The following is a 17723-nucleotide window of genomic DNA, read 5'->3' on the forward strand; positions in this document are numbered from 1 at the left end:
GCGTGTCTCGACCGCTTTTCCTTCAGGCCCCCGGACGCTGTCCGAGGACGCCCATCGTGCGCCGCGACGCTGTCGCCTCGCGAACCTCGTCCACCGAGCGCACCGGCAGCCGCGCCGCGCCCGCCCAGTCGCGTGTTTTCACGGTGCCCCGCGACAAGCGCTCGCGCGCTGCCGGAATCGCCTCGGCATATTGCGGCAGCCATTGTTCCTGGGCCACCAGCATTTCGTCCACCATCTGCCAGACCTCGTCCGGCGAGCAGATCGCGCCCACCAGCGGGTCATGGAGGACCGACAGTTTCAGAAGCTCGACATCGCCCGTGACGGCTGCCGTCATCGCCATGCGCTGCACGTCGACGGAGGCCTGGCAGGTCGCCGCGCAGCCCATGGGAAGGCTCAAGCCCGCCACCATGTTGAGGCCGAAGCGATCCACGAAGCCGGTGGATTCCACGATGCAGTCGGCCGGCAGGTTGGTGACGATCCCCTTGTTCTTGACGTTGAAATGGCCGCGATACGGGCGCCCGGTTTCCAGGGCCTCGATGATGTGGCTGGCGTGCTCATCGGTGCGCCGGGCGGGATCGATGGGCTGGCTGGCTTCCGCCAGGAAAGCGGGGAAGTCCGTTTCGAACCAGTTCCGGCTTTCGGTGGAATAGCGCAGGTATCCGCCGGTTTCGCCGTGAATCCAGTCCGACATGTCGATCCAGCGCTCGATCTCCTCGGGGCGCTTGCGATACCAGGGCAGGTATTCCGACAGGTGGCCGTTGGATTCGGTGGAATAACAGCCGAAGCGCTTCAAAACGTCGATGCGCACCTTCTCCTGGCTTGAGAAGACGGGGTGGCGCTCGAAGGCCGCCACCAGCTCGTCGCGGTCGATCCGGCGACCGTTATGGCGCAGGTCCACATACCAGGTCTGGTGGTTGATGCCGGTGCAGATATATTCCAGCTCGTCGCGCGGAACCCCGAGCGCGCTCGCGATCTGCCGCCAGCCGTTCTGGACGCCGTGGCAAAGGCCGATCGTATCGACGCCGCCATGGTCGATCGCCGCCCAGGTGTTGATCGCCATCGGGTTGGCGTAGTTCAGAAGCCGCGCGCCCGGCTCGGCGACCTCGCGGATGTCGCGGCAGAAGTCGAGAATGGCCGGCACGTTGCGCTGGCCGTACATGATGCCGCCGGCGCAGATCGTGTCGCCGACGCACTGGTCGACGCCGTATTTCAACGGGATGCGGATGTCGCCGGCATAGGCTTCCAAGCCGCCAATGCGCGAGCAGTTCATGACATAGCGCGCGCCTTCCAGCGCCCGGCGCCGGTCGGTATCGGCGCTGACCGTGGTGGGTAGGCCGTTGGCCTCCACCACGCGCCGCACGATCTCTTCCGCCATGCCGAGATTGTGGGCGCTGATATCGGTCAGCGCGATATGCGCGTCCTGGAGTTCGGGCACGCACAGGATGTCCGAAACGAGCTTCTTGGTGAAGCCGACGGAGCCCGCGCCGATGATGGCGATCCTGACAGACATGATGCGATCCTTCGCGCCAAGGCGGGGAGCGAAAACCCTTCCCGCCTTTCGGTACTCGCGAACGGGTTAAATCCGCTCGCCTTATTCTTCGTTGTCAAGCACCGTAGCGCGACGGGATTGCCGGGCGGTAGACGCAAAACGTGCGAAGAAGGGTAAAATCGTGCTCTAGAATTTCCGTGCTCTAGCGACCGCTCGGCAGCGAGCCGGCATACATGCCGCTCGTGCGGAAGTCCGTCGGGCTCGTGCCATAGGCGCGCCGGAAAGCCTTGGCGAAATAGTTCGGGTCCTCGAAGCCGCAGTCGAGCGCGATCGCCTTCACCGCCATGTCGCCGCTTTCCAGAAGCCGCGCCGCGCGGCGCATGCGTTCGTTGAGCACGAACTCGCCGGGCGAGACACCTTCGGCCGCCGAAAACAGGCGGGTGAAATGGGCACGGCTGAAGCCGGCGATCCGGGCGAGCTCCTCTACCGGCAGCTCGCTTTGCAGGTGGCGGCGGACATGCGCCTTCACCACCTCCAGCGCGTTGCGCTCCGGTGTCGGTTCGGCTTCCCGGTGAAGGCCGAGAATGTCGTCGTAGAGCGCCATCTGTGCGGCATAGGCATGGGCCGAGGCCTCGCCGGGCGTCGCCCCGCCGCCTTCCATCAGCTTCAGGCATTCGGTGGCGATGACGTTCACCGTGCGCGACGCCAGCCGAAACACCGGGCCGGCCTGTTCCTGCACCGTGCGGTGGATGCGGAGCGCCTCCTGCCCGTACATGGAGATCCAGAAGAACTCCCAGCGCCCGCCTTCGGGCACGGTGTAGACATGGGCCGATGGGATGAGCACCAGCATGGTCTCGCCGGGGCCGATCTCGACCGTGCGGCGCCCGAGAACGAGATGCCCGGTCCCCGAGATCGTGTGCTGAAGCACCGTGAAGGGCGCCGAGCCGCGCTTCTGCCCGTCCCAGCGATAAGTGGCGGGATCGCTCGCGACATCGTAGCCGGTCGAGGTCGGCATGGTGTGGAGGCGATGCCGGCTTCGGGCCAGCGTCACGATGCGCATGGCCGAGCCATGGGCGCGAAAGCGCCGGAGAACGTCCTCGTCCATGGCAGCGTCCCCGGCGCCCGAGGCGGGCATGCCGGACCTCAGGCGGCGCGGCGCCGGCTTGTCGGCCGCGCCCATTCGGGGATGAGGTCGCCATGGGCGGCCAGAAGATCGCCCGTGAGCGCCCAGATCTGGTCGAGGTCGAGTTCGGCCGCCGTGTGCGGGTCCATCATGGCGGCGTGATAAAGATGCTCGGGCTTTTCCTGCAGAATGGCCGTGACGGTCAGTTCCTGTACGTTGATATTGGTGCGCATCAGGGCGGTGAGCTGCGGCGGCAGGTCGCCGACCACCGTCGGATGGATGCCGGACGCATCCACGAGGCAGGCGACTTCGGCGGCGCAAGCCGCGGGCAGCGAGGTGATCGAGCCGTTGTTTCTTTGGTTGCCGTAGATCACGGACGGCTCGCCGGTCCAGACCGAGTTGACGATGGAGGAGGCGTATTCCTTCGACGCCTTCACCTCGATGCGGCTCGCCGAGCGGTATTGGTCGGCCTGTGCCTTCCACTTCTCCACCTGCTCGATGCAGCGCTTGGGATATTCGTCGAGCGGGATGCCGAACTTCTCGATGAGGTCCTCGCGCCCTTCCTTGATGAAATAGGGCGTGTATTCGGCGAAATGCTCGGAGCTTTCCGTGACGAAATAGCCGAGCCGCGTCAGCATCTCGTAGCGCACCTTATTGGGGCAGCGCGGGTTCCAGTGCGAGGGCTTCGGGAATCGTCCTTCGCGGTATCCTTGCAGGAGCGCGGGATAAAGGTCGCGATAGGAGCCGTCCTTCTGCCGGTGCTCGAATTCGAGAAAGAAGGCCATGTGGTTGATGCCCGCCGCCCGGTAGCGGATGTCGGACACCGGGATGTCGAGGTCGCGAGCGAGCTCGAAGGCGGTGCCCTGCACCGAATGGCAAAGGCCGACCTGCCGGATCTTCGGAAACTTCTCGGCGATGGCCCAGGTGTTGATCGCCATCGGGTTGACGTATTGCAGAAGGATCGCGTTTGGGCAGACCTCCATCATGTCGGCGCAGATCGCCCAAAGATGGGGCACGGTGCGAAGCCCCCGCATGATGCCGCCGACCCCGAGCGTGTCGGCGATGGTCTGGCGCAGGCCATAGCGCTTGGGAATCTCGAAATCGGTGACGGTGGCGGGCTTGTAGCCGCCGATCTGGAAGGCGACGACGACGAAATCCGCCCCGTCGAGCGCCGCGCGCCGGTCGTTGAAGGTCTCGACCTTGGCCGAGGCACCGAGCGTGGAAACGAGCTTCCTCGCCACGATCTCGCTTTCGGCCAATCGCTGCGGGTCGATGTCCATCAGGCGGATCTCGGTTCCCGCCAGCGCCGGGCGCTGAAGCACGTCGCCGATGATGTTCTTCATGAACACGGTGGAGCCCGCACCGATGAAGGCGAGTTTCGGATTGGCCATCCCATCATCTCTCAAGGCTTCGTCGCGGGCTGAGAACCACGCGACCTGTCATTTCGTGATCGATGACCGCACCTTATCCGAACCCGTCGCGCCAGACCTAGCGGGGACATCGTGCGAAGAAGGGTAAAATCGTGCGCCGGACGGGTCGGTTCAGTTCAAGCGATATCCGACGCCGGGTTCGGTCAGGATGCGGCGGGGGGAGGCGGGATCGTCTTCGAGTTTCTGCCGCAGATGGCCGACATAAACGCGTAAGTATTGCGTATCCGCCTCGTTCGCCTTGCCCCAGATCTCGCGAAGGAGGTGGGTATGGGTCACCACCTTGCCGGCATGCCGGAGAAGAACGGCGAGAAGGTCGAACTCGCGCGGCGTCAGTTTCACGTTCTGCGCCCCCTTGCGGACGATGCGGGTGTCGGGGTCGAGGGAAATGTCGCCGAAGACGAGCGGTTCGCCGAGAGCCGGTTGGCGATGGCGCAGGGTGGCACGCAGGCGCGCCATCAGTTCGCCGACGCCGAAGGGTTTTTCGACGAAATCGTCCGCGCCGAGATCGAGGGCCCGGATCTTTTCCGTTTCGCGGTCGCGGGCCGAAAGAACCACGATCGGCACCCGATCTCCCGAATGCCGCAGGCGCTCGATTACCTCCTTGCCGTCGATGTCGGGCAGGCCAAGGTCGAGCACGATCACGTCCGGCCGCTCTTCGGCCGCCAGCCGAAGCGCTTCGCGTCCCGTCGTCGCCTGCACCAGGCGGTAGCCTTCCGCCGTCAGCGATGGTTTCAGGAAACGGTGGATAGCGGGTTCGTCGTCCACCACGAGAACGGTGGGTCGGTGGGTCATGCCCGGCCTTCCTCCTCCATAGGCAAGGCGATGCGGAAGGCCGCGCCGCTGCCCATGCCCGGCTCGGTCGGTAGAAGCTCGATCGTGCCGCCATGCGCTTCCACGATGCCCCTGGCGATGGCAAGGCCGAGGCCGGCGCTTTCGCCGCCGTCGCCGCCCGAGCGCCGCCCCGTCGCGAACTTCTCGAAAACGCGCGCGCGGAGGTCTTCGGGGATGCCGGGGCCGTCGTCGGACACGGTGATGGCGGCGACCTCGCCTTCGCGCGCGGCTTCAAGCGTCACTTGGGCATCGGCTCCGGCGTGCCGGCCCGTATTGGCGACCATGTTGCCGAGCGCCTGATCGAGGAGCGTTCCATCGGCGCGCAGGAGGATCGGCCCCTCCGGCAGGCGAACGGTGAAGCGCTGCGTGGCGCCGCGCCGCCGCGCCACCTCGACGGCGCGGTTGAGGGTATCGCCGAGATCGATCCAGTCGCGGTTGAGTTCCAAGGCGCCCGCTTCGAGCCGCGTCATCGACAGGAGGTTGCGCACCATGCCGTCGAGATGGCGCGCTTCGTCGCGCACCTGGGCGAGAAGGTCGCGCCGAGCCGTCGGATCGAGCCGGTCCTCGTAGTCGATCAGCGCCGTCGCCGCGCCCAGCACGGACGCCAGCGGCGTGCGGAAATCGTGGCTGATCGAGGCGAGGAGGATGTTGCGCACGCGCTCGGTTTCCGCCGCGGTGCGAACCCGGCTGACCTCGCCGGACAGGTGCGCGCGGTGGATCGCGGCGGCCGACTGTTCGCCAAGGGCATCCAGCAGTGCCCCCGTTTCCACGCCGAAGGGCGCGGCTTCCCCCGGCGCTTCCACGCCGAGGACGCCGACCGGGCGCTCCGGGTCGCCGAGCGGCAGAAACCGCCAGCCGACGGAGGGCAGCGTGCCGGTTCCGGTGCCCGCCGGCTCGTCGTGGTCGAAGGCCCAGCGGGCGGCGGTGCGGGCGGCGGTGCCCAGCCGGTCGTCGGGCGGCCAGGCGGCGGCGACCGTGAGGTCGCCGCCTTCCGGAACGAGGATCACGCAGGCGCGGCCGAGCGCCCGGTTGACCTCGCTCGCCACCGCTTCCGTCACGGCCTGCGCGTCCGGCAGCGCGGAAAGCGTGCGGGTGAACTCGTAAAGGCGGCGGGCCGCGCGCGTGCGCTGCGCCGAAGCGCGCATCTGTTCGCGCGCCTGACCCGCGACGGCGGAAATGGCGACGGCGACGATCAGAAACACCGCGAGCGCCAAAATCTCGTGCGGCCGCGCGACCGTGAAGGAATAGGTCGGGTCGATAAAGAAGAAGTTGTAGGCGCCGAAAGACAGGAGCGAAGCGAACACCGCCGGCCAAACGCCGAAGCCGATCGCCGGCACCAGCACCGCTAGAAGATAGAGCATCGAAACGTTGGGAAGCGCCACGAAGCGCAGAAGCACGGAGCCGAGCGCGGTCGCGGCCGCGACGCAGCCGAGCGCCGCCCCGTAGCCGACCGCCGGGCCCGCAGCGGGAAGGGGAAAGGCTCTTCGCGGCGCCGCGGCCTCGCCGGTAAGAACATGCACCGAGATGCCCGCCGCCCGCTTGACGAGGGCGTCCGCGAGGCTTCGCCCGAACCAGCCCCGTCGAAACCCGAGCCCCCGCGTCTTGCCGACCACGATCTGCGTGACGTTCTCGAAGCGCGAGAAACGCAGGAGTTCGCCCGGAAAGTCGGAAGCGACGAGGTTCCGGGTCTCGGCGCCGAGGCTCTCGGCGAGCTGTATCGCGGCCTGGAGGCGGGATGCGTCCGGCCCGTCCAGCGTTGCGCCCGGCCGCTCCACCGTCACGGCGAACCAGGGCGCATGGAGAAGATCGGCGAGGCGCTTGGCGGTTCGCACCAGCCGCTCGGCTTCCTCGTTCGGGCCGAGGCACAGGAGCAGCCGCTCGCCCGCCGCCCAGGGCCCCTCGATCGCGCCGCCCTGCATGCGCTCCAGGAGGTCCGAGTCGACGCGGCTCGCGACCTGCCGAAGCGCCAGTTCCCGCAAGGCGGTGAGGTTGGAAGGCTTGAAGAAGTTCTGCGTGGCGCGCGTCGCCGTGTCCTCGACATAGACCTTGCCCTCGGCGAGGCGGCGGATCAGCTCGTCCGGCGGCAGATCCACCAGAACGATTTCGTCGGCGACGGTCAGCGTCGTGTCCGGCACCGTTTCGCGCACGCGAACGCCGGTGATCCGCTGCACCACGTCGTTCAGGCTCTCGACATGCTGGACGTTCATCGTGGTCCAGACGTCGATGCCCGCTCGAAGAAGCTCGGCGACGTCCTGCCAGCGCTTGGGGTGGCGCGAGCCGGGCACGTTGGAATGGGCGTATTCGTCGACGAGTAGGAGCGACGGACGGCGCTCCAGCGCGGCATCGATGTCGAATTCCGGCACGAGCCGTCCCTTGTAGGGAATGGGTTTGCGCGGCAGGACCTCCAGATCGGCCAGCATGGCCTGCGTCTCGGTGCGGCCATGCGTTTCGGCGATGCCGACGATCACGTCGCGGCCCGCCGCCTTCGCGCCCCGCGCGGCCTGGAGCATGGCGAAGGTCTTGCCGACGCCGGGCGCGGCGCCCAGAAACAGCCGCAGGCGCCCGCGCCCTTCGCGCAAGGCCTCGCCGAGCAGGGCGTCGGGCGAGGCTCGGGGTTCGTCGTCTTTCATGCAACCCATCTCAAGCCGGGCAACGGACAAAGGGGCGTCCTCGAACGCCCCTTCGGTTCTCGACATCTCCTACGCTTCCAGCCGAGCATGGCTCAATCGCTCACCCGGCGGGAGAGGGCGCGGAAGCCAAGGGCGTTTCGGGCGTCGGGGCTGGAACCGTCGGGGCGAGCGCGTCGAGCGCAAGATTGGCGGACAAGACGTTGACGCGCGGCTCGCCCAGGATGCCGAAGGTGCGCCCGGCGGTGGCCTCGGTCACGATGCGGCCGACCGCCTCCGCGTCGATCCCGCGCGTTGCCGCGATCCGTGGCACCTGAAGCGCCGCGAAGGCGGGGGAGATGTCGGGGTCGAGGCCGCTGCCGGAGGTGGTGATCGCGTCGCCCGGCAGGGTCGCCGCCCCCGTCGCTTGCCTCATCGCCGCCCCGTCCGCCTTCAGCCGCTCGGCGAGCTTGGCGCTGGTGGGCGCGAGATTGGTGCCGGAGGAGGCCGAAGCGTCGTAGCCGTTGCCGGCGGCGGAGGCACGCGGATGGAAGTAGCCGTCGCCCGCGAAGGACTGGCCGATCAGGGTGGAGCCGACCGCTTGTCCGTTCCGGGAGACCAAGCTGCCGCTCGCCTCTGCGGGAAACAGCGCGCCGGCGAGAACGGTCATGGCGGCGGGGTAAAGGAGGCCGAGAAGGAGGGTGAGGATGCCGAGAAGCGTAGCAACGGCGCGAAACTGCTGGATCATGGGAAAAATCCTTCCGGAACGGGGTCAGGCGAGGCCGAGGGCGGACACGGCCAGATCGATGATCTTGATGCCGACGAAGGGCACGAGGATGCCGCCGAGACCGTAGAGGGCGAGGTTGCGTCGCAGAACGGCGGCGGCGCTGTCCGCCCGGTACGGGACGCCGCGAAGCGCGAGCGGGATCAGGGCGACGATCACGAGGGCGTTGAAGATCACCGCCGACAGGATCGCGCTTTCGGGCGAAGCGAGCCGCATGACGTTGAGGACGCCGAGTTCGGGGATCGCGGCCACGAACAAGGCCGGGATGATGGCGAAGTACTTCGCCACGTCGTTGGCGATGGAGAAGGTGGTGAGGCTTCCGCGCGTCATCAGGAGCTGCTTGCCGATGCCCACGATCTCGATGAGCTTCGTGGGGTCGGAATCGAGGTCCACCATGTTGCCGGCCTCGCGGGCGGCCTGCGTGCCCGTTTGCATGGCGACGCCCACATCGGCTTGGGCGAGCGCGGGCGCGTCGTTGGTGCCGTCGCCGCACATGGCGACCAGCCGGCCCTGGCGCTGCTCGTTGCGGATATAGGCGAGCTTGTCCTGGGGCGTGGCTTCCGCGATGAAGTCGTCGACGCCGGCCTCCGAGGCGATGGCGGCGGCCGTTACTGGGTTGTCGCCCGTCACCATCACGGTGCGGATGCCCATGCGGCGAAGCTCGGCGAAGCGCGCTTTGATGTCCGGCTTCACCACGTCCTTCAGGTGGATGACGCCGATGAAGCGCCCGTTCTCGGCAAGGCCGAGAGGCGTGCCGCCTGAGCGGGCGATGCGGTCCACGGCGGCGGTGAAGGGGGCGGGCTCGGGCACCTCGCGCCCCGCCGTTTCGCGCACGAACCGGCGAATGGCGTCCACCGCGCCCTTGCGGATCTGCTTGCCCCCCATGTCGGTGCCGGAAAGGCGCGTCGAGGCCGAGAAGGGGATGAAGCTCGCCCCGGCGGGCGGCACATGCGGAACGGCGATGCCGTGCTTTTCCCGCGCGAGAACGAGGATGGAGCGGCCTTCCGCCGTTTCGTCGGCAAACGAGGCCTGCGCCGCGATCTGAGCCGTCTCGGCTTCCGTCACGCCTTCGGCGGCGATGAATTCCGAGGCCATGCGGTTGCCGAAGGTGATCGTGCCGGTCTTGTCGAGGAGCAGCGTGTCGACGTCGCCCGCCGCTTCCACTGCCCGGCCCGACATGGCGAGGACGTTGTGGCGGATGAGGCGGTCCATGCCGGCGATGCCGATGGCCGACAGGAGCCCGCCGATCGTGGTGGGGATCAGCGTGACGAGAAGCGCCACCAGAACCGGCACGGAGATGGCGGCCCCCGCATAGGCCGAAAAGCCGGTCAGCGTGACGACGGCGATCAGGAAGATCAGCGTCATGCCGACGAGAAGCACGGTGAGGGCGAGTTCGTTCGGCGTTTTCTGGCGCTCCGCGCCCTCCACCAGCGCGATCATGCGGTCCAGAAAGGAGGAGCCGGGGCCGGCGGTGATGCGCACCACGATCCAGTCCGACACCACCGTCGTGCCGCCCGTCACGGCCGAGCGGTCGCCGCCGGCCTCGCGGATGACGGGCGCGGATTCGCCGGTGATCGCCGCCTCGTTCACCGAAGCGATGCCTTCCACGATCTCGCCGTCGCCGGGAACGAGGTCGCCGGTTTCGACAAGGACATGATCGCCGAGCTTCAAATCCAGCGCCGACACGCGCTCGAACCGTCCGCGATCCTGCCGCTCCGCCAGCTTCTTGGCGACCGTGTCCGTGCGCGTTTTGCGAAGCGCGTCGGCCTGCGCCCGGCCGCGCCCTTCGGCGATCGCCTCGGCGAAATTGGCGAAAAGAACGGTGAACCACAGCCAGGCGGTGATCTGGCCGGTGAAAAGAAGCGGATTGCCGGCGAGAAGGTCGCGCACGAACAGGACGGAGACAACGGCGGCGACGACTTCGGTGACGAAGATCACGGGGTTGCGCATCAGCGCGGCCGGATTGAGCTTGCGAAAGGCATCGATGACGGCGCGCCGGGCGAGGTCGGGGCGGAAGGTGGATGGGGCGGCTTGCGAGGCCATGGAAAGGGGTTCCTTCGGAGGATCGGCGAAATGGGAAAAGGAGGTGCCGGGGCTTCCCACTGGAGAAAGCCCCGGCGGCGGTCAGAACGTCTTGCCGGCCAGCATCTGCACCTGTTCGGCGATGGGGCCGAGCGCGAGCGCCGGGAAGAACTGGAGCCCGCCGAGGATCAGGATGACGCCGACGAGAAGGCCGGCGAAAAGCGGGCCGGTGGTCGGAAAGGTGCCGGCGGAAGGCGCGAGCTTCGTCTTGCCCGCCAGCGACCCGGCAATGGCCATCACCGGCACGACATAGGCGAAACGGCCGAGAAGCATGGCAAGGCCGAGCGTCGTGTTCCACCAGGGCGCGTTCGCCGACAGGCCGCCGAAGGCCGAGCCGTTGTTTCCCGCCGCCGAGCTGTAAGCGTAGTAGATCTCGGAAAGCCCGTGCGGCCCCGCATTGCCGAGCCCGGACAAGGCCGCCGGCAGCACTGCCGAAACGGCCGAGAAACCGAGGATCGCCGTCGGCAGAACGAGAATGGCGAGCACCGCCATCTTCATTTCCTTCGCCTCGATCTTCTTGCCGAGATATTCCGGTGTGCGCCCCACCATCAGCCCGGCGACGAACACCGAGATGATCGCGATCACCAGCATGCCGTAGAGCCCCGAGCCGACGCCGCCCGGCAGGATCTCGCCGAGCATGATCAGCACCATGGGCACCATGCCGCCGATCGGGGTGAAGGAGCCGTGCATGGCGTTCACCGCGCCGTCCGAAACGCCGGTGGTCACAGTCGCGAACAAGGACGAGGCGGCAAGGCCGAACCGGACCTCCTTGCCTTCCATGTTGCCGCCGGCGGGATCGAGCCCGGCGCTTGCCAGAACCGGCGTGCCGGCGGCCTCCGCCCAATAACAAACGGCGATGCCGCCCACGAGGATCACCGCCATCGCGGCAAGGATCGCGCGGGCTTGTCGCTTGTCGCCGATCAGCCGCCCGAAGGCGAAGACGAGCGCGACCGAGATCACCAGCATCTGCCAGATCGTCAGGGCGTTGGAGAGCGGCGAGGGGTTCTCGTAAGGATGGGCCGAATTGGCGTTGAAGAAGCCGCCGCCATTGGTGCCGAGCTGCTTGATCGCAAGCTGCGAAGCGACCGGGCCGAGCGCGATCCTTTGCTCCGGGCCTTCCAGCGTCTCTACGGTCGCGGCCGCCGCGAAGGTCTGCGGCGTGCCCATCGACACCTGCCAAAGGCCGGTGAGGATCGCGAGCGGCAGAAGCACGTAGATGGTCGCGCGGATGGCATCGACATAGAAATTGCCGACGTGGCGCGCGCCGGAGCGGGCGAAGGCGCGCACCAGAGCGACGGCAAGCGCCATGCCGGTCGCTGCCGACAGGAAGTTCTGCACCGTCAGGCCCGCCATCTGGCTGAGATGGCTCATCGTCGTTTCGCCGCCGTAGCTCTGCCAGTTCGTGTTGCTCACGAAGGACGCGGCCGTGTTGAAGGCGAGATGCGGCGCGAGGCCGGCAAAGCCCTGCGGGTTGAGGGGCAGAACTCCCTGAAAGCGCAGCAGCAGATAAAGAAGGAGAAAGCCGCCGGCATTGAAGGCGAGCATGGCGAGCGTATAGCCGAGCCAGCTTTGCTCCTTCTGCGGATCGATCCCCGCCACACGGCAGAAGCCGCGCTCCATGGGCCCGAGAACCGGGTCGAGAAAGGTGCGCTCGCCCGAAAAAACGCGCGCCATGAAGGCGCCGAGGGGAACGGCGCAGATGATTACGGCTGCAAGGATCGAGGCGACCTGCAGCCAGCCAACGGAGGTCATAGGAGCTCGATTTCTCGCGTGCCGCTCAGAACCGTTCGGGACGGACGAGCGCGAAGATCAGATAAGCGGAAAGGGCGAGTGCGACGGCAGCGCCGAGAAGGAGGTCGAGCATCCTCAAGCCTCCCCGGCAAAGCGGGCATAAAGGCCCATCAGCGCGAAGAAGCCGAGGCCGACGGCCAGATACAGAAGATCGAACATGCGGAACCCTCCTTTCAGGGACCGCACCTCGATTGGCGCAACCGCGCATAAAAAATCCATACGAGTTTTGGGCGGCCCGCTTCGACCTTGGCGCCAAGGATCGAAGGCAGCCTGCCGCTCAGCTCATGACATAGGCCGCCAGTTCGTCGGGCGCCCCTTTCGGGAAAGCTTGCTTGAGAAGGTCGAGAAAGGCGGACACGCGGGCGCTGAGCAGTCGTCGGGACGGGTAGAGAGCCCAAAGGGCGATCTCCGACCCCTCCACGTCGCCCCATCGAACCAGCCGGCCGCTATCCAGATCGCCGGCGACGAGCGAGATGGGAAGGCGCGCCGCGCCGACGCCCGCGCGCACGGCGTCGCGAACCATGATCAGCGACGACAAACGAAGAACCGGCTCGATCGCGATCGGCACCCGCCCGTCCGGCGTGGCGACGTCCCACACCCCCTTCGGGTCGCCCGACCCACGGACAACCACCGGAACGATCCCGTCCCGCCCGGAACGGGCAAGGGCAGGACTCGCCACGACCACCAAGCGGTCCCGCAGGAAGGCGCGGCCGACGAGGCTTTCGTCGGGTGCCGGGTTCACGCGGATCACGAGGTCGTAGCCTTCCTCGATCATGTCAACGGCCCGGTCGTCGGTTGTCACTTCCAAACGAACTTCGGGGTGCCGCAAGGCGAATTCCGCGGCCAGCCGGCCCATGGCCGTTTGCGAAAACAGAAGCGGCGCGCTGACCCGAAGGCGGCCGCGCACCGTGCCGCCGCCGGAAGCGATCGCGGCGGCGGTCTCGTCGAGTTCCGACAGAAGCGCGGCGGTCCGCTCGAACAGCGCCCGGCCTTCCTCGGTGAGCTTCGATTGCCGGCCGCCGCGCTCGAACAAGCGCAGATCGAGAGCCGCTTCCAGTTCCGCCACCCGCCGCGACAGGGTCGCCTTGGGACGCCCTGCGGCGCGGGCGGCTTTCCCGAACCCGCCATGCCGGGCCACGAGGTTGAAGTCGGCGAGAGCGAGGAGATCCATGTGTTCCACCAGCGAGACGGTCCGTCCCAACATAGCGTCTATCGATAGTTCTGTGGATCACTAACTTCGGGATCAGCCAGATGGCTCGAACCAAGGAGTGACTCCCATGACCATTCTCGTCACCGGTGCCACCGGCCGTGTCGGCCGCCATGTCGTCGATGAACTCGTCCGGCGCGGCGCGGGCGTGCGCGTTCTGACACGCGATTCCGCCAAGGCCGATTTTGCCGCCGGCATCGACGTCGTGAAAGGCGACCTTCTCGATATAGACGCGCTGCGCAGCGCCTTTTCCGGCGTTTCGACGCTCTTTCTTCTGAACGCGGTGACGGGCGACGAATTCACGCAAGCGATCATCGCTTTGAACATCGCCCGCGAAAGCGGGGTCGATCGCGTCGTCTACCTTTCGGTGTTCGATGCCGACCGCGCCGTCAACGTTCCGCATTTCGCGGTGAAGTTCGGCGCGGAGCGGATGCTGGAAGCATTCGGCTTCGGCGCCACGATCCTGCGCCCCGCCTACTTCATCGACAACGAGGTGATGGTGAAGGACGTCATTCTCCAGCATGGCGTCTACCCGATGCCGATCGGGCCGAAGGGCGTCGCCATGGTGGACGCGCGCGACATCGCCGAGGTCGCGGCGATCGAACTGATCCGCCGCGAAGGGGCCGCGGAAAAGCTGCCGAACGAGACCATCAACCTCGTCGGCCCCGACACTCTGACCGGCGCGGACGTGGCGGCGATCTGGGCCGACGTTCTGGGGCGCCCGGTCGTTTATGGCGGCGACGATCCGAGCGGGTTCGAAGCGAACATGGCGAGCTTCATGCCCCGGTGGACAGCCTACGAGATGCGCCTGATGGCCGAGCGCTATGTCAGCGACGGCATGATTCCGAACCAGGGCGACCGTGAGCGCCTGACGGGCATCCTTGGCCGCCCGTTGCATTCCTATCGCGACTTCGCGGCTGCGCTCGCAGGCTGAGGGCTGCTGCGACAAGCGTCTCGTGTTCCATGGATCGGTGAGGCTTCATCAAGATGCTTTGATGTCGCCGTGGTTTTCGAACGGGCGCACCGGCCCTAGCTCAGGGGTCGAAGCCGGGCATTCCGGCCGTGTGACGGAGCAAGATGTATGACCAAGTCCTGGAAGAAACCCGAGATGTGTCAGGTGGCTGCCGGTTTCGAGATCACCCGCTATGCGCCGGCCGAGATCGCGGTTCGCAAGGACGCCAAGAAGTAAGGAGCCGTAAGGCTCGTTCCGACGGCTCGCCGCACGCGCGGCGGGCCGTTTCGTTGCAAGGGAAGCGGATATGACGTGCGACTGAAGATCCTGGGATCGGCCGCCGGCGGGGGCTTCCCGCAATGGAACTGCAACTATCGCCTCAGCCGCGCCGCGCGCGCCGGCGATGGCGGGGTCCAACCACGCCTCCAGTCGAGCTTGGCGGCGAGCGCCGGCGACGATCGGGGCTGGGTGCTGTTCAACGCCTCGCCCGATATCCGCCAGCAGATCAGCGATACGCCGGAACTCCAGCCCGCCGCGGACGCGCCCTTGCGTTCGACGCCGATCCGGGCCGTGGTGCTGACGAACGCGGATGTCGATCATCTGGCCGGGCTCCTTTCGCTTCGCGAGCGGCAGGCTTTCCATCTTTATGCCACGGCGCGCGTGCTCGATGTCCTGGCGGAGAATCCGATCTTTCGCGTGCTGGACCCGGCCTATGTGCGGCGACTGCCGGTGACGCTCGACCGGCCCTTCGCGGTCGAGGGACCGGACGGTGCGACGGGGCTGACCGCAGAACTCTTCGCGGTGCCCGGCAAGGTCGCGCTGTTTCTGGAAACGGGTGCGGCGGCGGCGGATTTCGAGGCCGACCCGGAGGATACGGTGGGCGTGCGCATCACCGACGCCGGTGGTCGCTCCGCCTTCTACGTGCCGGGCTGCGCCCGCGTCGATCCCGCGCTCCTTCACCGGATCGAGGATGGCGATGCGCTTCTGTTCGACGGCACCGTGTTCACCGACCGCGAGATGGCGGAAGCCGGCGTCGGCGAGAAGACCGGCCGGCGCATGGGCCATCTACCGATCGCCGACGAGGACGGATCGCTCCAAGCCCTGGCCTCGGCAGGGATCGCGCGGCGCGTGTTCGTTCACATCAACAACACCAACCCGATCCTCGACCAGCGCTCACCCGAGCGGCGCGTCGTGGAGGAGGCCGGCTGGGAGGTCGCGTTCGACGGCATGGAGATCGCCCTGTGACCCCCGACTTCCGCCTCGACCGCACGCTTGCCGCCGCCGAACTCGAGGACGTTCTGCGGCAGGTCGGGGCCGAGCGCTACCATATCCGCCACCCGTTCCACCGGCTGATGGTGGAGGGACGCCTGACGCGCGAACAGATGCAGGCCTGGGCGCTGAACCGCTACTGCTATCAGGCGGTGATCCCGCGCAAGGATGCGATCATCCTGTCGCGGATCGAGGATCGGGCGCTGCGTCTCTCGTGGCGCGAGCGCATCCTCGACCATGATGGCGACGGCGCGTCGCCCGGCGGGATCGAGCGCTGGATGCGGCTCGCCACCGGCCTTGGCCTCGATGCGCAAACCGTCGCCTCGCAGCGACTGGCACTGCCCGCGACGCGCTTCTGCGTCGGCGCCTACCTCACGCTGGTGGAGAAGCGCACGCTTTTGGAGGCCATCGCCTCCTCGCTGACGGAGATGTTCTCGCCAGAGGTGATCGGCGAGCGCGTGTCGGCCATTCTGGAACGCTACCCCTATGTCGACGCCGATACGCTCGACTATTTCACGCCCCGCCTCGCCCAAGCGCCCCGCGATGTCGACGTGGCGCTCGCCTATGTCCGCGAGCACGCCCGCACGATGGAGACGCAGCAGCTCGTGGTGGATGCGTTGATCGCCAAGTGCGAGATCCTGTGGACGATGCTGGACGCCCTTTATTTCAGCTATGTCGAGCCCGGCATCACACCGCCGGGCGCCTTCGCGCCGGAAGCGGGCCGATGAGAACGCCGCCCGAGCGCCCGCTCGCCGGCGTGTCCTCGCGCCCCGCGCTGCCGCGCCATGTCCGGATGCATTTCGACCCGCATCGCGGGGCCTGGGCTCTCCTGTCGCCGGAAAAGGTGCTGTGGCCGGACGAGATCAGCCTCGCGATCCTGCGCCGCTGCGACGGCCGCTCCGAGGCGGGGACGATCGCGCGCGAGCTTGCGCTGGAATACGAGGCGGACGAAGCCGAGGTGCGCGCCGATGTCCTTGCCTTCCTTCAGGACTGGAGCGACCGCATGGTGGTGCGGCTGTGAGCGAAACGAACCCGAGCCTTCCGATCGGCATCCTCGCTGAACTCACCCATCGCTGCACGCTGCAATGCGCCTACTGCTCCAACCCTGTGGAGCTTCTGAAGGCCGACCGGGAACTCGCCACCGAGGCTTGGGTCTCGATCTTCAACCAGGCCGCCGATCTCGGTATCCTGCAAGTGCATCTTTCCGGCGGCGAGCCGATGCTGCGGCGCGACCTGCCCGAACTCGTGGGCGTGCTTGCTTCGCGCGGGGTTTATTCCAACCTCATCACGGCCGGGGTCGGGGTGGACGCGCGAACGCTCGCGCCTTTGGCGGCGGCTGGGCTCGACCACGTCCAGATCTCGTTCCAGGGCGCGAAGCCCGAAACCACGGAACTGATCGGCCGTCTCAAGGGAGGCCACGAGCGCAAGCTCATTGCGGCCCGCGCCGTGCGCGCGGCCGGCCTGCCGCTCACCGTCAACGCGCCCATCCATCGGCGCAATATCGACGAGGTCGAACTCTTCATCGAGCTGGCGCTGGAGCTCGGCGCCGAGCGGTTGGAGATCGCCAATGTCCAGTATTACGGCTGGGCGCTTTTGAACCGTGCGGCGCTGATGCCTTCGCGAGAGGCGGTGGAACGGCAGATCGCGGTGGTGGAAGCGGCGCGCGCTTCGCTGCGCGGGGTGCTGGCGATCGACTTCGTCGCGCCCGACTATTATGCGCGCTACCCCAAAGCCTGCATGGGCGGTTGGGCGCGCGATGCCTTCATGATCACGCCCGATGGCACGGCGATGCCCTGCCACGGCGCGGCGTCGATCCCCCATCTTGCTTTCGACAACGCCGCCCGCACGCCGCTCGCCGACATCTGGCACCGTTCCCCCGCCTTCGAGGCCTATCGCGGAACGAGCTGGATGAAGGACCCTTGCCGAAGCTGCGAACGGCGCGAGATCGATTTCGGCGGCTGTCGTTGTCAGGCGATGATGCTGGCTGGGGACGCTGCCGCGACCGATCCGGCCTGCTCGCTGTCGCCGCTGCACGGCCGGGTCTCGGACCTGGCACGCATCGAGGCTGCGGCGCGGTCCGAAGAGGTCCGCCATAGACGCATCGGTGCCGCCACGGAGCCGGCATGAGGCATGTGCCCCGCTGATCGTGGGGGAAGGGT

At 67.4% G+C, this 17723-nt stretch carries 14 protein-coding genes and 1 pseudogene; 5 read left to right on the forward strand and 10 right to left on the reverse strand.

What is annotated here, in order from left to right; translation table 11 throughout:
* Positions 1–22 precede the first annotated feature (22 nt).
* The 10 genes from melA (F9929_RS11985) to F9929_RS12030 all read right to left on the reverse strand — a co-directional run bounded on the left by melA (F9929_RS11985) (position 23) and on the right by F9929_RS12030 (position 13307).
* Positions 23–1510 (reverse strand): alpha-glucosidase/alpha-galactosidase, encoded by a 1488-nt coding sequence (melA, locus tag F9929_RS11985; RefSeq protein ID WP_152046800.1) that lies wholly within the window; start codon positions 1508–1510, stop codon positions 23–25.
* Positions 1511–1691: 181 nt separating this feature from the next.
* Positions 1692–2594: an AraC family transcriptional regulator gene (locus F9929_RS11990; RefSeq protein ID WP_152046801.1), complete on the reverse strand. Its 903-nt coding sequence runs from the start codon at positions 2592–2594 to the stop codon at positions 1692–1694.
* A 38-nt stretch (positions 2595–2632) separates the two neighbouring features.
* Positions 2633–4003, reverse strand: coding sequence for an alpha-glucosidase/alpha-galactosidase (gene melA, locus F9929_RS11995; RefSeq protein WP_152046802.1), 1371 nt, complete (start codon positions 4001–4003; stop codon positions 2633–2635).
* 150 nt (positions 4004–4153) lie between these two features.
* Complete coding sequence (locus tag F9929_RS12000; RefSeq protein WP_152046803.1) at positions 4154–4834, reverse strand: response regulator; 681 nt, start codon at positions 4832–4834, stop codon at positions 4154–4156.
* Positions 4831–7503, reverse strand: coding sequence for a sensor histidine kinase (locus tag F9929_RS12005; protein ID WP_152046804.1), 2673 nt, complete (start codon positions 7501–7503; stop codon positions 4831–4833). The genes F9929_RS12000 and F9929_RS12005 overlap by 4 nt, the downstream gene beginning before the upstream one ends.
* Before the next feature lie 100 nt (positions 7504–7603).
* Positions 7604–8227 (reverse strand): potassium-transporting ATPase subunit KdpC, encoded by a 624-nt coding sequence (kdpC, locus tag F9929_RS12010; protein WP_152046805.1) that lies wholly within the window; start codon positions 8225–8227, stop codon positions 7604–7606.
* Positions 8228–8251: 24 nt separating this feature from the next.
* On the reverse strand, positions 8252–10306 hold the full coding sequence (gene kdpB, locus F9929_RS12015; protein WP_152046806.1) for a potassium-transporting ATPase subunit KdpB: 2055 nt from the start codon (positions 10304–10306) through the stop codon (positions 8252–8254).
* Between the two features lie 81 nt (positions 10307–10387).
* On the reverse strand, positions 10388–12097 hold the full coding sequence (gene kdpA, locus F9929_RS12020) for a potassium-transporting ATPase subunit KdpA (RefSeq protein WP_152046807.1): 1710 nt from the start codon (positions 12095–12097) through the stop codon (positions 10388–10390).
* 25 nt (positions 12098–12122) lie between these two features.
* A complete protein-coding gene (gene kdpF / locus F9929_RS12025; RefSeq protein WP_152046870.1) occupies positions 12123–12209 on the reverse strand; it encodes a K(+)-transporting ATPase subunit F in 87 nt (28 codons plus the stop codon).
* Positions 12210–12413: 204 nt separating this feature from the next.
* Positions 12414–13307: a LysR family transcriptional regulator gene (locus F9929_RS12030; protein WP_152046871.1), complete on the reverse strand. Its 894-nt coding sequence runs from the start codon at positions 13305–13307 to the stop codon at positions 12414–12416.
* Between the two features lie 106 nt (positions 13308–13413).
* Here F9929_RS12030 and F9929_RS12035 point away from each other — a divergent pair, with 106 nt between their 5' ends.
* The 5 genes and pseudogenes from F9929_RS12035 (at position 13414) to pqqE (ending at position 17691) form a co-directional block, all read left to right on the forward strand.
* Positions 13414–14277 carry an SDR family oxidoreductase gene (locus F9929_RS12035; protein ID WP_152046808.1) on the forward strand — a complete coding sequence of 288 codons (864 nt, stop codon included), beginning with the start codon at positions 13414–13416 and terminating at the stop codon, positions 14275–14277.
* 147 nt (positions 14278–14424) lie between these two features.
* Positions 14425–14532 (forward strand): pyrroloquinoline quinone precursor peptide PqqA, encoded by a 108-nt coding sequence (locus F9929_RS12040; RefSeq protein WP_152046809.1) that lies wholly within the window; start codon positions 14425–14427, stop codon positions 14530–14532.
* A gap of 75 nt (positions 14533–14607) precedes the next feature.
* Positions 14608–15540, forward strand: coding sequence for a pyrroloquinoline quinone biosynthesis protein PqqB (gene pqqB, locus F9929_RS12045; protein WP_152046810.1), 933 nt, complete (start codon positions 14608–14610; stop codon positions 15538–15540).
* A pseudogene (gene pqqC / locus F9929_RS12050) lies at positions 15501–16585 on the forward strand (pyrroloquinoline-quinone synthase PqqC). Before pqqB ends, pqqC begins: the two are co-directional and overlap by 40 nt.
* Entirely contained in the window at positions 16555–17691 is a 1137-nt protein-coding gene (pqqE, locus tag F9929_RS12055; protein WP_235919235.1) for a pyrroloquinoline quinone biosynthesis protein PqqE, read from the forward strand. The pseudogene pqqC and the gene pqqE overlap by 31 nt, the downstream one beginning before the upstream one ends.
* Positions 17692–17723: the final 32 nt, after the last annotated feature.

The sequence above is a fragment of the Aureimonas psammosilenae genome (assembly GCF_009176975.1).
Classification (GTDB): Bacteria; Pseudomonadota; Alphaproteobacteria; order Rhizobiales; family Rhizobiaceae; genus Plantimonas; species Plantimonas psammosilenae.

Bases quoted from the DNA above. Each gene is read 5' to 3' on its own strand.
- kdpF (WP_152046870.1), bottom strand. From the start codon at position 12,209: ATGCTCGACCTCCTTCTCGGCGCTGCCGTCGCACTCGCCCTTTCCGCT.
- F9929_RS11990 (WP_152046801.1), bottom strand. From the start codon at position 2,594: ATGGACGAGGACGTTCTCCGGCGCTTTCGCGCCCATGGCTCGGCCATG.
- F9929_RS12035 (WP_152046808.1), top strand. From the start codon at position 13,414: ATGACCATTCTCGTCACCGGTGCCACCGGCCGTGTCGGCCGCCATGTC.
- kdpB (WP_152046806.1), bottom strand. From the start codon at position 10,306: ATGGCCTCGCAAGCCGCCCCATCCACCTTCCGCCCCGACCTCGCCCGG.
- melA (WP_152046802.1), bottom strand. From the start codon at position 4,003: ATGGCCAATCCGAAACTCGCCTTCATCGGTGCGGGCTCCACCGTGTTC.
- F9929_RS12040 (WP_152046809.1), top strand. From the start codon at position 14,425: ATGACCAAGTCCTGGAAGAAACCCGAGATGTGTCAGGTGGCTGCCGGT.
- melA (WP_152046800.1), bottom strand. From the start codon at position 1,510: ATGTCTGTCAGGATCGCCATCATCGGCGCGGGCTCCGTCGGCTTCACC.
- kdpC (WP_152046805.1), bottom strand. From the start codon at position 8,227: ATGATCCAGCAGTTTCGCGCCGTTGCTACGCTTCTCGGCATCCTCACC.
- F9929_RS12030 (WP_152046871.1), bottom strand. From the start codon at position 13,307: ATGGATCTCCTCGCTCTCGCCGACTTCAACCTCGTGGCCCGGCATGGC.
- kdpA (WP_152046807.1), bottom strand. From the start codon at position 12,097: ATGACCTCCGTTGGCTGGCTGCAGGTCGCCTCGATCCTTGCAGCCGTA.
- F9929_RS12000 (WP_152046803.1), bottom strand. From the start codon at position 4,834: ATGACCCACCGACCCACCGTTCTCGTGGTGGACGACGAACCCGCTATC.
- F9929_RS12005 (WP_152046804.1), bottom strand. From the start codon at position 7,503: ATGAAAGACGACGAACCCCGAGCCTCGCCCGACGCCCTGCTCGGCGAG.